Annotated in this window: 12 protein-coding genes; 6 read left to right on the forward strand and 6 right to left on the reverse strand. The window is 39.1% G+C overall.

The window, feature by feature from the left end; all coding sequences use genetic code 11:
- Positions 1–36 precede the first annotated feature (36 nt).
- Complete coding sequence (locus tag AC2JBO_RS03160; protein WP_496952165.1) at positions 37–366, forward strand: zinc-ribbon domain containing protein; 330 nt, start codon at positions 37–39, stop codon at positions 364–366.
- A complete protein-coding gene (locus tag AC2JBO_RS03165) occupies positions 318–683 on the forward strand; it encodes a TauD/TfdA family dioxygenase (RefSeq protein ID WP_496952166.1) in 366 nt (121 codons plus the stop codon). Before AC2JBO_RS03160 ends, AC2JBO_RS03165 begins: the two co-directional genes overlap by 49 nt.
- Positions 684–754: 71 nt before the next feature.
- Here the strand turns inward: AC2JBO_RS03165 and AC2JBO_RS03170 are convergent, their stop codons facing one another.
- The 5 genes from AC2JBO_RS03170 to AC2JBO_RS03190 all read right to left on the reverse strand — a co-directional run bounded on the left by AC2JBO_RS03170 (position 755) and on the right by AC2JBO_RS03190 (position 6413).
- Entirely contained in the window at positions 755–1153 is a 399-nt protein-coding gene (locus tag AC2JBO_RS03170; RefSeq protein ID WP_496952167.1) for a hypothetical protein, read from the reverse strand.
- A 218-nt stretch (positions 1154–1371) separates the two neighbouring features.
- The gene (locus AC2JBO_RS03175) at positions 1372–2001 is read right to left on the reverse strand and encodes an ABC transporter permease (protein ID WP_496952168.1); all 630 of its coding nucleotides are present in this window, start codon (positions 1999–2001) and stop codon (positions 1372–1374) included.
- Positions 2002–2158: 157 nt separating this feature from the next.
- Complete coding sequence (locus tag AC2JBO_RS03180) at positions 2159–2392, reverse strand: Nif11-like leader peptide family natural product precursor (protein ID WP_496952169.1); 234 nt, start codon at positions 2390–2392, stop codon at positions 2159–2161.
- A 375-nt stretch (positions 2393–2767) separates the two neighbouring features.
- The gene (locus AC2JBO_RS03185) at positions 2768–4546 is read right to left on the reverse strand and encodes a protein kinase domain-containing protein (RefSeq protein ID WP_496952170.1); all 1779 of its coding nucleotides are present in this window, start codon (positions 4544–4546) and stop codon (positions 2768–2770) included.
- Between the two features lie 535 nt (positions 4547–5081).
- Positions 5082–6413, reverse strand: a complete 1332-nt coding sequence (locus AC2JBO_RS03190) for a tetratricopeptide repeat protein (RefSeq protein WP_496952171.1) — start codon at positions 6411–6413, stop codon at positions 5082–5084.
- A 1251-nt stretch (positions 6414–7664) separates the two neighbouring features.
- On the opposite strand from AC2JBO_RS03190, the gene AC2JBO_RS03195 reads away from it, so the two are divergent.
- On the forward strand, positions 7665–8483 hold the full coding sequence (locus tag AC2JBO_RS03195) for a hypothetical protein (protein ID WP_496952172.1): 819 nt from the start codon (positions 7665–7667) through the stop codon (positions 8481–8483).
- Between the two features lie 57 nt (positions 8484–8540).
- Here AC2JBO_RS03195 and AC2JBO_RS03200 read toward each other — a convergent pair whose 3' ends face one another.
- Positions 8541–9662, reverse strand: coding sequence for a ferrochelatase (locus AC2JBO_RS03200; protein WP_496952173.1), 1122 nt, complete (start codon positions 9660–9662; stop codon positions 8541–8543).
- Between the two features lie 393 nt (positions 9663–10055).
- Between AC2JBO_RS03200 and AC2JBO_RS03205 the strand changes: the two genes are divergently transcribed.
- From AC2JBO_RS03205 to ilvB, 3 genes are all read left to right on the forward strand, one after another.
- Positions 10056–10625: a hypothetical protein gene (locus AC2JBO_RS03205; RefSeq protein ID WP_496952174.1), complete on the forward strand. Its 570-nt coding sequence runs from the start codon at positions 10056–10058 to the stop codon at positions 10623–10625.
- Between the two features lie 32 nt (positions 10626–10657).
- Positions 10658–11887, forward strand: coding sequence for an MFS transporter (locus AC2JBO_RS03210; protein ID WP_496952175.1), 1230 nt, complete (start codon positions 10658–10660; stop codon positions 11885–11887).
- 238 nt (positions 11888–12125) lie between these two features.
- On the forward strand, positions 12126–14024 hold the full coding sequence (ilvB, locus tag AC2JBO_RS03215; RefSeq protein WP_496952176.1) for a biosynthetic-type acetolactate synthase large subunit: 1899 nt from the start codon (positions 12126–12128) through the stop codon (positions 14022–14024).
- The last annotated feature ends 75 nt before the right edge of the window (positions 14025–14099 follow it).

Genomic DNA, 14099 nt, shown 5'->3' on the forward strand with positions numbered 1-14099 from the left:
CTGAATGCAGTAGATAGCTTAATTAATCTGAATAAAATGAAAAGTGGTAAAAAACGTCGTCAGGAACTCAAAGCGCGCTTATGTGCTCGCCAAACCAAATTGATCCAGTTTCTTCAAGAAAATATAGGCGCCCAGGCATTACATGGAGGACTTTCTGTTGATTGCACAGCCCTGGCGCCACATAACAGTTACGGTAAGCCAGAATTCTTTTGGCGCCGATACTATATAGATAAACCGTTTACTTGTGCAGGATGTGGTAGCAAAGAAGTCTGGACAGCAGCGCAACAAAAATGGTGGTATGAAGTCGCATTCATGAAATGTATTTACCACCGCTTGCGTTTTGCCGAACCGCAATCGAGAGTCTGACCGTCGCACGCAAGCCCGTCGGATTCCAGCGCGAAGTTACGAGTAGATGTGGAAAATATCAAGTCTTTATTAATAGTTTATTGCCAGCCAAGCAGTTAAACCCAAACAATATTAAGTTTGAGGATAATTCAGAAATTTCTGATGATATTATGTCTGAGCTTAATGAAATTGCTGAAAGAATAACTACAGAAGTTAATTGGCAAAAAGGAGATATTTTAATGATTGACAATACACGAATACTTCATGGTAGGAGGAATTTTTCCGATGACAAAAGAGATATTTATATAAGGCTATGTGCCCCTGCTTTTCCATTTTAATCTAAGCTTCGGTTCAGAAATCTGTCCGCAGATACCAAGCCCCAAAGTCCAAAAAATCGCGTTGCTCACTTTTAAAAGTCTACAGCCTGAGCTGTCCCAGAAAGCTGGGTCACATCATACAATTGTGTTTGTCCCTGTCTAAACATCGGGACTACGGAAAAGCGATGTATCGTAGTTATCCCCTCTGTTGTGATAAAAGCTTGCTTCGTGTGTTCTAGATTTATATTGGGCAATAGGAGAGTAAAAGAGGTAGAACCAGTATCTATCGTTTTGCGGATGCTAACGCTCACTAGCGTACCAATTTCTGAGATTGCAGTACGAATCTCATCGCCCACAAAGTGTAATGAATTGTAAGCATCCTGATAGTCGAAACGAGGTTTTCCGTCGAAACTTGAGGTCGAATAAGTGATGTGAATCTGTTGACCTTGAAGTTGGTATAAATTTGGTGAAATCGCAGGGTTTACAGGCATAAAGCTTTTCCTATGTAATTAATTTGCTTTAAAAACAAGTGACTTTTAAAAAATACCAGTGTTTTACTGAATAAATCAGTACCCACAGGGGTACTATTTATACTCTTGGTCGCAACGAGAAGCGCGCTTTAAAAGTGGCGAATTTTGAATTTTCCCGGTATAGGGACATGAATGAATTTTGAATTCTCGCTGTGCGAGTGACGAGGTTAAAATTCGAGTCAATCTAGCTTTGACCGCTTTTCGACTAAACCGATTCCTAAATCCGCCAGAAAAGCAATTACTGCGGCGGGAACGGCGCCTGCTAAAATTAGCTGGTTATTGACTACTGCAATTCCCCGAAAAATAAATACTCCTAACCCACCTGCACCAATTGCTGCGGCAATTGTCGCGATTCCTATGGCGATAACCGTCGCTACCCGTACTCCCGCTAAAATTACACTCATTGCTAACGGTAATTCTACCTGCATTAATAATTGCCTATCACTCATCCCCATTCCTCGTCCAGCTTCGGTTATAGCACTATCAACTCCAATTATTCCCGTGTAAGTATTTCTGATTATAGGTAAAAATGAATATAACGTTAATGCCACAATTGCAGGAGTGGCGCCGATACCACCGATGATAGGAACAGGAATTAGTAGACCGAATAAGGCCAAGCTTGGAATTGTTTGCAGGATGTTGGCTATGCCCAAAATCGGTTGCCGCAATACAGCTTTACGAGTAATTAAAATACCCAAGGGAATACCAATACTAGTTGCCAACCCAATCGATATCCCTACCAAAAGTAAATGCTCACCCGTGCGCTGCAATATTTCTGAACCGTATTTAAATAGAAAAAAGTCGCCCATTCGATTTTGGATTTTGGATTGGGTTTTGATGGCAAAGTAGAGACATCACAATGTAATATCTCTACACTTTAAGCTATATCATCAAAATCTAATACTGCTTGTTATAAAAATATTTTATGATTTGGATTGGCGCCTTCTTGAGACGCAAGTCCTTTGGTTAATAGGCAGACGAATGTTGAACAGCACCAGCACCGCTGTCGAATAAAACGTAATCAAGCTCGCTTTGAGTAAATTCATAGCCAAGTGTTGCTGCAAAATCAACGATTTTTTTCTTATCCCAACTCCAAACCCCAAATACACCACGAATGCAGCAACTGTTATAGTACTGCTCGTAAACTGCCTGGTCGGAAGCAACGTAGTCGTAAAAAGCGTTAACCTGTTCTAAGTGCATACCCTATCTCCCATTGTTTGCTATCTTCTGCTTACTATAAGCTACATTAGCACTCAGCGTAATCCCTGAGTCTAACTTATTATCCAATGCAAAAACGCGCGCCGAGGATAAAAATCCAGAAGTAAGCGATAATTTTTTGTTCCTACAGTTAAGATTGTATAAACCTTTACAATTTTAACCACACTCTAAGTATTTTTGCTTACTGCAATTTCAGTAATTAATAAAAATTTAAGATAAAAACAATACTAGTAAAAAAGCCACGTCTTGAAAACTTACTCAAGATACTTGACATGAATACGCATATAAGGTTTTTGGTGCGACCTACTCAGTATTCAATCGCACCTAAAAATCCGAACCAAGAAAGGCAACCCATATCTAACGCTTACCGTGTAATGTATCACAGCGTTGTATTTGGTCGCTAAATACCCACCCTTGAGTACCGTCAGCTAATCGAACCTGGACAAAATCCCCTTTAACCTGCATAAATAAGACTTTATCACCAGGATTGAGTTGCTTGAGGGCGCCGACTTCGGTCTGCGGTTCTGGACGGAGCTTTGCGACATAATTACCTCCGGTAGGAGCAATTACTCGACAAAGTTTTGGCTGTTGTGAAACAAAACTCTGTTCTGAATAATTTTTGCCTGCGTTACCAGTTTGGAGACAAACCAAACCACCAACTGTACTAATAACCGCTGCCATGCTCATCCCCAATATTAAAGGTTTTCGTTGTGGAATTGACGAAATCATCGGGGGTGCAGATGCGTTTTTGTTACGCTGTGGAGTCAGGAGTTTTTGCGGTGGTGCAGTTTTTGTTACTGGTTCTGATAGCGGTTTGCTTGCTATTTCGGATATTTGAGAATTTGTTTTGTAAGCTTGGGCATTTTTTTGGGCAGTGTTACCGAAATTTTCATCTGAGGAATAATCAATTTCAACTCGTTTGATGTTAATAGCGCTAACTTTAATCTGCTGCCGACCCAAACGTATACTACTTTTATTAGTCAAAGGCATTTCACCAGCTAAAAGCAATTTTCCATCGACTATGGGAGGATTTTGCTGGCGTAAATTTCTTAGGTAAAATCTTTGCTTTGCCGTATTGAAAAATATTTCAGCGTGCAACCCAGATACAGAAACATCAGGTATAATTATATCGCAAACCTGCGGGTCACGCCCAATTCTGATTCTACCTGGATTTTTGCAGTGCTGATTTTCTTCAATCGTGCAAGTTCTGATTTCTCCGTTTTCGTGCCACTCCAATGTCAACTCGTGTATAGTTTCATGAGTTGCTGCGGTTGGCGTTGTTAAAGAAGCCATTGGTGTGACTGTTGGCGCCGAAACAATATTGCGTAGCTCAAGGAGTACAGAACTTACTTCTTTAACCGACTGGTAGCGGTCTTTGAAGTGATAGCGCGTCATTTTCGTTAACACTTCAGCCAAACCAGGTGTTACGGGTACTAAATGCTGCCACAAAATTTCCCCAGTACTTGGGTCATCTTGTAATTCGCGGGGATTAACTCCTGTTAAAGCCTGGATACCCATCATTCCCAAAGCATAAATATCACTGCTTGGACGCGGTAAACGCCTAATTTGCTCTGAAGGCATGTAACCTGGAGTACCTACAGTAATCGTAGCTCGCTGCTGATTTGATACCGTCGCTTGCCGCAACTGTTTGATGGCGCCAAAATCAATCAGCACCAATTTTTGGTCAACTGATCGCCGAATAATATTATCAGGTTTGATATCGCGATGTATCACACCTTGCTCATGAACAACTTCAAGAATATTTAGAACCTCGGTAAGCATCGAGATAACTTGACCCTCAGTCCACTTTTGCCCTGGAATTAATTCATGGGCAAGAGTATGTCCAAGAATTAGCTCAATCACAAGGTAAAATTCTTGATTTTGTTCAAAATAAGCTAACAGTCGAGGTATCTGGTCATAATTACCCAACTGCTGTAAGCTATCAGCTTCACGCTGAAATAGCTTCCTTGACATTTCTAGAACTTGTGGGTCTGTACATGTAGGTTTGAGATGCTTGAGGACACACTGTGGATGACCAGGTAGATGAATATCCTCAACGATGTAGGTCGTTCCAAATCCTCCCTCACCCAACACTTTCAGAACCTTGTAATGCCCTGCGAGTAACTGACCTATCATGTTAAACACGGAAATTATAAACGTTACTGTAGTTAACTAACTGTGACTTTATTTTAAATCCACTTCGTTTGTCCACTGCGGTGAGCTAATCAGAGGTCGCAGAACAAATCATAAAACGCGAATTTAAACTAGTGTGGTTTGATTATGTGAAAGAATGCTTCATGACTTCAGAGAGCTTTTTTACTACTTTCAGTAAGTAGACACATTACTCAAAATACCTGGTTAGTCAATCAATAACAAATCTGACCATTCACTGTTGCCAGTTTGGCACTTTTTAAATTTCTTAACAGTATCATAAAAGTCGTATCACCCATTACTAGATTAAAACTGTCTTCAGCATAAATTAAAATTTAAAAGTCGTATTTGTATAAAATATAATATTTATTAAGCTTCTGAATGAATTTCAGTATACATAAACTGAATTAGTCATTAAATCATTAAGTATACCCCTCGTCTGTAGGTTAGGCGTCCCGCCTGACTAATTACATACGCGCCCAATCGCACAGGCGGGACGCCTATGCTACGGGACGTGTGTTCAAGCAGAAGGTTCGGCGCCTAATTTATGCATCGTTTGCAGCATCTGTTGAGCTTGGCTTTCATCTCCTAAGCCTTTATAAATTTGGTAAGCTTGGCGATAATGATGAATTGCATCGCGATGTTGACGTAGCTTGTGGAAAACAATACCAAGCACAAATTCACTTTTTGCTTGTTCAGCATTCATTTTCAGTTCTTGGGCAAGGGTTGACGCAGTACGTAGAAATCCTACAGCTTTAACGTACATGCGTTCGCGGTAGTAGATAGTGCCAATATTAAAATATAACTGCTGCTGACTCTGTTTGGCACCAATATCTTGTAAAATAGCCAACGACTGTTCGTAATAAGTCAAAGCTTTATTGATATTACCGAGATGCTGATACGTAATTGCAATTCTTGACAGAGCCGCAGCTTCGCCAAATCGATTACCTATCTCACGGCTAATATCTAAAGACTCAGAATTGTACTTAATTGCCTGCTCGAACTGATTAGTTTGACTGCAAACATCGCTCAATCCTTGTAAAATAGCGCTGCGGACACGTTTTTCACCAATCAATATTGATAGTTCTAACGCAGACGATAAGAAATGTGATGCCTTTTGATATAAGTTTAGCCCTTTGTAAGCTTGCCCAAGACTGTGAAGACTTACCATCATTAAGTCTTTATTATCATTCTCACTAGCTATTGAGTGTGCTTCAGAGCAAAAACCAATAGCCATTTCCCAAGCACGTAACTGAAGATAAATACTGCCTAGGTTAACGAGTGAATCACCAATTGCTTTGGTATCTCTCAAACACCGCGCGATAGACAGCGCTTTTTGCTCGTAGTCAAGAGCTTTTTCAAAATCCCCTAAAAACTGATAAGCATTACCTAGTGACGAGAGTGCGCTTTTTTCCCAGTTACGCGCGTTCATCTCGCAAGCAATCGCTAATTGTAGCTTAAAATACTCAATTGCTTTTTGATACTCCCCTAGATTTTGGTAACAAGTACCCTGTCCCCAGAACCCAGCTACTTGTAGTACACGGTTTCCTGTTGCGCGCGTAATTTCTACAACACGTGAAAAGTGACTAATCGACAAATTAAATTTACTTAACTGACGATAACAATTTGCAATATTATACAAAGAAACTTCTTGATGGCTTTTATCGTCTCTCTGAAGAGCAAGCTCTAAGATTAACTGGTGGTACGAGAGCGCTCCCGCAAAATCAAAAGAGCTTTCACGAGCAGCAGCTAGGAGACTCAAGTCATGCATTCGTGCGTTACCGTCCTGAGACTGCCAGTTAGTCGGTAATTCGAGTATTTTTATGAGATTTGGTTGAGATTCCTGAGTCATTAGTAGATGTAATATATAAGATTTACACGGGCTGTGTACAAACAGCAAATATATAGCTATATTGCCATACAACGAGTCAGTTAAAGTTATAGAACAATAGTCTAGCTTATGTGAGTTTTACTTCCGTATGCAATACAACCTTTTTAATGTCGTATATGAAACATAGGCGCAGTAAGATGTCAACAAGCTTAGTTTGTTGACAATAGAGGTGTTTTGAAGAAAGCAACGTCACAAGTACTGAAATAGAATATATGACAATTAAGCATATTTTCACATCCTCCAACTGACAGTAGTGGTAAGCGATCGCCAAAAAGCAATTGTCCTAAAACTCCATCCCTATTACAAGTCCGTATGTTAGCTATAATAGTTTTCTTTTCCGTGCATTGCTAATGGGGTACTGTCCCCTTATTAATCTACACAAGTAGCGCTCGACTCATTCTGTGATAGTCAATACATTCATAAATTCTCCAATCATCAAATAGTAATTTAGACATAGATTTAAGTAGTGATTAATATGACAATTTCAAAAAATAGGAACACATCACTATTAAATGTCTAGAATAAAAAACTCAAAAAAATTGGATAAATTAATTTTATTAGTGTAAAAAATAAGTTAAGCAAACTGAATTTGACGCCTAGTATCAAGTTAGCACAGAATTTTAAACAATTAAAAAACTATCATAAGATACAACAAAATATAGGTCGCTAGATAGATATGCATCTGCTAGCGCCAGATAAGATAGTAAGTAAATACTTACATTGTCAAAAAGATGAGTTTTAGTTATGTAGATGCAATATTTAGGTATGTGATGACACCCGATAAGCTAATTATCTGAAATATCCGTTATAACTATTTGCGCGCTATCTTTAGCTTGATACCGAGATAAAGATAGTTGCGGATAAAGTTTGGCAGAATTGCTTTTTATTCTACTTGTGATGTAGTTTATTATACGTTATCGATTCATATTAGACAAATAGCAAAAATTGTAATCTTGGCAATATTTTTGTAAATTGTTAATGAAGTAATGATACCTATTCATATATAAAAATCGCTCTCAAGGTTTGATAATAGCGCTTTGACTCTATATATAGAACATATAGTACTAGAGTCAAATGTATATTTTTTGACTTGCAATCAAAGAAGATCATCAGTGAAAATGGTATGAAGTAAAAATGTGAACAAGTAATGTTTTATTGATCAATAACCAGTATTGAAATTTTATAAAGTTTAAAGATTTTAAATAAAACTATATGAATAAGTTACAAAGAAAGTTGGTAGCTGAAGAAAAAGTAATGTTTATCAATCAATTCAAAAATGGAGTTTGGTTATTTGGCACGACAGCGTGGTTATTTGCTGTATTAGAAAGAATTGTGGTATTATTTGCAATTAAATCCGCTCACAGTCAAGAATTATTTTCTACTGTGATTACTTGTTTTCTGTTTTCTGCATGGCTTTTCTTGAAACCGGAGACAATTCAAGAGGCGCCCCTTTACTTACGTTCATCGCATCTAATTAGTCAAGAGTATATATTACCATTTCCATATTTGTGTCAAGTATACCATTTACTAAATTTAAAGCATTTAGAAACAATCCATAACTTTAGTCTTAATAATTTGAAGGTAGGTACTATAACTCAGAAGCAAGCAACTACTCAGGGTGGAATTATAAAGTTTCAAACAAGTTTAGAATCTCCCTTTAACCCGTTAAGAATGTGGCGCCAGTTGAGTGTGGAGGTTGATTTGATACTGCATAACCCTTATACTGTCGAATTAAGCATCCCAATTTACAATCAAAAACGTATATTTGTACTCTTTAATGTCTTACCCCTGACAAGTAATGAACATTACTTCTTTGTAGATATTTATGGGGAATTAGAATGGTGGTTAAAGCCATTAATGCAAATGATTTTACATTTAGCTACATGCTTAACGCTTTTTGAAGACTTGCCTTATTTACGCGCGCTATCGGAACGTAATATTGAGAAGTTATTCAACAGTAGCAAGTCTTCTGGGCAAGAAACAATGTATTTATATAATCGATACCTTGAACTGCACGGAAGTAATTCGTAGTAAGAACTTCAGTGCTTCTCTTTTCAAAGGACTAAAGTCCTTACTAGGAATCATAAATTAATGATGGTGATGGTGGTGGTGATGTGCTGCTAGTTGAGGGTTTACGCTTACAGCTTCGGTTGCTAGTAACTCACCAATATTTTTATCTGCCCAATGTGCGACCATTGCTAAGAAGTCATCATTATCATTTACGCAAGGCATTTGGATATAGTTAACATTCTTATGCTTTTTCTCCAATGCGTGGATGATATGGTGAACATCTAATAATGTTTCATGGTTTTCGGTTGCAAACCCGATAGGCATAAATACTATAGCTTTGGCGCCGAGTTGAATCAAGTTTTTAGCAGCACCTTCAGCACTAGGTTGTGTCCATTCAATCAAAGGTGTATCGTGATTGAGCCAACCAACAGATATTAGTGGGTAACGGTTGATTAACTTATCGCGAACTAAGTCATACAGTGCTTGACTTTCGGTAATTCCAGAAGTAAAACCTTTGGCTTTATGAGGACAACCGTGGTTCATCAACACAATGCCAATTTCTGAAGGTAAGTAAGCTGTACTTAAATCAGAGTGGATTTTATCTTCGACTAAGCGCGCCATTAAATCAATATATTCGGGTTCGTTATAAAACGAAGGAATATAACGCAAACCTTTTACCCAATGTTCTTCTTGCGTATCTGTAAGTTCAGCCAAAGCTTTGTTAACTTGTTCAATAGCAATACCACTGGTAAAAATTGAGTCAACTACCAATAAAGGATAAATGAGAATTTTGTCAAATCCTTGACTTTTGATTTCGGCTAAAACTTGATTGGGTAAGAAAGGAGCGCAAAAGTTAAACGCTTTAAAAACTTGGATACCATTACCCCAATGAGATTGTAAGTGCTTTTCTATACCTGCACGTTGCTGTTCAAATATTGCGTTATGAGGTGAAATAAAATTATGGTGCTGGTGTCCCCACTCATGCAGGTCAAACATAGCTAAGAGTTTAGCCAAAGGTGGATAAATCCAAGTAGGGACGGGGGCAAATTTTGCTGTCAGTAAATTTAAAGCTTGTTCGTTATAATTCGCAAAATCTTCGTAGCTTTCAACTTCTCCATAGCCCATAAGTAATACAGCTACTCGCTGTAGGTTGGGTAGATGCTCATGTGTATGCTGTAACTTTTCGGGTGTTGCTACCACTATCGTTTCCTCAATGCTACCTGTGTTCAGAATCGGTGTAATGCCCGTATTCTTTTATTCACTCATATAATATTATCCTATCCAGGGGGATAGCACAGGAACTACATCATTAGTAATATTTCTATAGATATACTGTCCCGATTAAGCTCGTTGTCACCAGTCAGCTAGTCCAGAATAGGAGTTGTCGATTGTCGCTTGTAGTTTATGCGCTCTCTTTTTTATTTCCTAGTGTATTTCAAGTTTCAGGGTTGAGTGTCGATTTTATATATTGAGGTCTGGTTTTAATGGGATTTCTCATCTTTGCTTACACGCTGACTACTATTGGCTTTAAACGGGAATCTTTTAAATCAAAAAGATTTTTAGAAAAAATATTTTAATCAGAGGTGCTAAAGATTGAGTATTATTATTTGTCCAGGAATCCATCACCCAGCTTTAACTGAAAACTTTGTTGCGTGTTTATATGACAAAATTACAAGTAGTTCAACTAATAGAAATTTACTAATAGTCCCAGCAGATGGAATTTTACCTTTGTCAGGACTTCATATTTTTGAGTTTTTGCGTCATCGGTTAAAAAGTAATCTCGAATCTCCAGTTATATTTATTGGTTTCAGTGCTGGTGTAGTTGGCGCCATTGCAGCAGCACATTTATGGCAGCTACAATCTGGTAAAGTCGAAGCATTTATAGCTATAGATGGATGGGGAGTCCCTCTGTTTGGTGATTTTTCTATTTACCGAATGAGTCATGATTATTTTACTCACTGGAGTTCTTTAGTTTTGGGTTCCGGTGAATACAACTTTTACGCAGACCCCCCTGTAGAGCATTTACAAATTTGGGAAAATCCTCAAGCTGTGCAGGGTTGGTTGGTTGACTCAACGATTAACCCCCCATGTCAACAACGATTAAGTGCGGTTGAATTTCTATATGAGGTGATTTTGACAAAAAAATTGGCTCTCTTCTGGTAAGGTCTTAATGAGAAAACCTGGTATATTAAGTTGTGTCTCATCATAATAGCTTCTCGAACGTACTAAAAAATCGCAGTTTTATGCTGCTGTGGGTTGGACAGTTGTTTTCACAGCTAGCAGATAAAATACTATTGGTGTTGCAAATTGCCTTACTGAGTCAATACTTGACGGCAAGTCAAATTGATGCATCTGGACGTTTTTATCTATATATGGCGTTTACAATACCTGCGATTTTATTTGGTTCACTGGGAGGTGTTGTAGTTGACCGGGTTCCAAAAAAGCTAATCATGGTCGGTTCGGATGCAGTACGCGGAGTTTTAACGTTGTTAATACCGTTTTTACCGCGCGAGTTTGGTATTCTACTATTAATTACTTTTATTATTTCTACCGTTACACAGTTCTTTGCACCCGCAGAGCAAGCAACTATCCCTCTATTAGTACAACATGAGTGCTTAATGACAGCCAATGCTTTATTTAGCATGACCATGATGGGGACTTTAATTGTTGGTAACGCAATTGGAGACCAAGTACTGCGTGTTGCGCGAAGTATTAATAATCACGAGGGTCAAGAACTTGTAGTAGGCGCCCTATATATACTATCAGCGATTATTTTATTACCAATCGATTATAAAGAAGCAAAACACACAAACGAGCAAAAAGCAGCATTCAACCCTTTAAAAGAATTTGTGTCTGGGTTGCGCTATTTGAAAACAAACAAATTAGTGTGGAACTCAATATTGCAAATAGTAATTTTGTATAGCGTATTTGCCGCATTGATTGAACTAGCGATAAGATTAGCAACTTTATTAGGATTAGAAAGTACACAATATACCTTCTTTGTAGCATCAGCAGGTATTGGAATGGTACTAGGCGCCGCATTTGTAGCAACTTTAGGAAATAAACTAAATACCAAATCATTACCATTGATTGGATTTACAATAATGGCTGTAGCATTAGCGTTATTAATTTTTGTTCCAAATTTACCAATAGGATTAATTTTATGCGTATTCCTTGGTATGGGTGGCGCCTTTGTGAACATACCAATGCAAACCACAATTCAACAACAAACACCACCAGCGATGCAAGGTAAAGTATTCGGCTTTCAAAACCACGCAGTAAATATAGCATTGTCGGCGCCGTTACTTATTACAACTCGATTAGCTAATGCATACGGTTTACAAGCTGTGTTATTAGGAATGAGTATTATTGTCGCAGCAATTGGTATCTGGAGTTGGCGTAACCCAAAGACCGTTGTATCCTAGTTTACATAAATTGATAAGCTTATAGAAACAGTTGGTGTTTAACTTTACAAAAGTCCACCAGAATCACAGGCAAAGCCTCCACCCAACCTACGCATTACGAAGGTACATCCGTTACATCCGTTGCCAAATTGCCACCAACTCATGACAAATAAGACTGACTAATGAGTTAAATTACATTAAAATGATAAGTTAAATACAAAAAATTAAACTAATTTAGCCATTGCGTGAGGTTTAATCAGTGCGCGCGCGTACCCCAATCAGCCAACCCCAGTTTGTTGAACAGTCTCAGTCAAGCGTTGTAAAGATTTCTAAAGTAGTCAAGCCGCAACGTGTATCTGGCGGTTTTGCACTTCTCGACAGTTTACAACGCCACGGTGTTGATTATATTTTTGGTTATCCCGGTGGTGCAATTCTACCAATTTACGACGATTTGTACAAAGTCGAAGCGGCTGGAAGTACTGTAAAGCACATTTTAGTTAGACACGAACAAGGCGCCGCTCATGCAGCGGATGGTTATGCTCGTGCTACAGGTAAGGTGGGAGTGTGTTTTGGTACTTCGGGTCCAGGCGCCACAAACCTAGTAACAGGTATTGCAACGGCGTACATGGATTCCATACCGATGGTAGTTGTCACGGGACAGGTATCACGTCCGGCAATTGGTACTGATGCGTTTCAGGAAACTGATATATATGGAATTACGCTACCAATAGTTAAGCACTCGTATATTATTCGTGATACTGCTGATATCGCGCGCATTGTTGCGGAAGCTTTTTATATAGCTAGTACAGGTAGACCTGGGCCTGTATTAATTGACGTTCCCAAGGATGTAGCGTTAGAAGAGTTTAATTACACTCCTGTTGACCCAGGTAATGTGAATTTACCAGGTTATCGTCCGACTGTAAAAGGTAATCCTCGTCAAATTAGTGCAGCGTTACATCTAATTCGTGAAAGTCGGCGCCCTCTATTATATATAGGTGGTGGTGCAATATCATCAAGTTCGCACGAAGAAGTAAAACAGCTAGCAGAGTTATTCAATATTCCCGTTACTACAACATTGATGGGTATCGGCGCCTTCGATGAGCATCACCCGCTATCGTTGGGTATGCTGGGAATGCACGGTACTGCGTATGCTAACTTTGCTGTTACAGATTGTGATTTGTTGATTTGCGTCGGCGCCCGTTTTGATGACCGGGTAACTGGTAAGCTTGACGAGTTTGCATCGCGCGCAAAAGTAATTCATATAGACATCGACCCAGCAGAAGTTGGTAAAAACCGCGTTCCCGAAGTTCCCATCGTTGGTGATGTTCGTAACGTCTTGAAAGAATTACTCAGACGTTGTAAGGAATTGGGTATTACTAACACCCCCAACCAAACACAAGAATGGTTGAATTTGATTAATAAATGGAAGGAAGATTATCCTTTAGCAGCTCCCCAATATGCAGATACTATCTCACCACAATCTGTAATCCTTGAAGTTGCAAGTCAAGCACCCGACGCTTTCTACACAACCGACGTTGGACAGCATCAAATGTGGGCAGCACAGTTCCTGAAAAATGGCCCACGTCGTTGGATTTCCAGTGCTGGTTTAGGAACAATGGGTTTTGGAGTTCCTGCTGCAATGGGCGCCAAGGCAGCATTTCCTGATGAAGATGTTATTTGTATAAGTGGTGATGCCAGCTTCCAAATGTGTTTACAAGAACTTGGCACATTATCACAATACAAATTAAATGTCAAGACTATTATTTTAAATAATGGTTGGCAAGGAATGGTGCGTCAATGGCAGCAAGCATTCTACGGTGAGCGCTACTCTTCCTCAAACATGGAAGTAGGAATGCCCGATATTATATTGCTGTGCCAAGCATATGGCATCAAAGGCATGGTAGTAAACAAGCCTGAAGAATTAAAAGATGCTATTGCCGAAATGTTAGCGCATGATGGACCTGTCGTTATGAACGTTCTCGTTACCAAAGATGAGAACTGTTACCCAATGGTAGGACCAGGAAAGAGCAACGCGCAAATGGTTGGTTTACCAAAAGTGGCGCCGAAGGTAGATATTCAACCCGTATTTTGTAGCAACTGCGGCGCCAAGAATATACCTGACAATAACTTCTGTCCTGAGTGTGGCACAAAGCTGTAATTTGATCCCCCCTAACCCCCCTTAATAAGGGGGAACAAGAAAAGAAGCAATTATTAGCCTGCCTTATCAAGGGGG

This window comes from Calothrix sp. CBUCES-K 9914 (assembly GCF_059640475.1).

What these genes read in the sequence shown, in the direction of transcription:
- AC2JBO_RS03190 (WP_496952171.1), bottom strand. Translation starts at nt 6,413, where the DNA reads ATGACTCAGGAATCTCAACCAAATCTCATAAAAATACTCGAATTACCG.
- AC2JBO_RS03160 (WP_496952165.1), top strand. Translation starts at nt 37, where the DNA reads ATGAAAAGTGGTAAAAAACGTCGTCAGGAACTCAAAGCGCGCTTATGT.
- AC2JBO_RS03185 (WP_496952170.1), bottom strand. Translation starts at nt 4,546, where the DNA reads ATGATAGGTCAGTTACTCGCAGGGCATTACAAGGTTCTGAAAGTGTTG.
- AC2JBO_RS03165 (WP_496952166.1), top strand. Translation starts at nt 318, where the DNA reads ATGTATTTACCACCGCTTGCGTTTTGCCGAACCGCAATCGAGAGTCTG.
- AC2JBO_RS03180 (WP_496952169.1), bottom strand. Translation starts at nt 2,392, where the DNA reads ATGCACTTAGAACAGGTTAACGCTTTTTACGACTACGTTGCTTCCGAC.
- AC2JBO_RS03170 (WP_496952167.1), bottom strand. Translation starts at nt 1,153, where the DNA reads ATGCCTGTAAACCCTGCGATTTCACCAAATTTATACCAACTTCAAGGT.
- AC2JBO_RS03175 (WP_496952168.1), bottom strand. Translation starts at nt 2,001, where the DNA reads ATGGGCGACTTTTTTCTATTTAAATACGGTTCAGAAATATTGCAGCGC.
- AC2JBO_RS03195 (WP_496952172.1), top strand. Translation starts at nt 7,665, where the DNA reads ATGAATAAGTTACAAAGAAAGTTGGTAGCTGAAGAAAAAGTAATGTTT.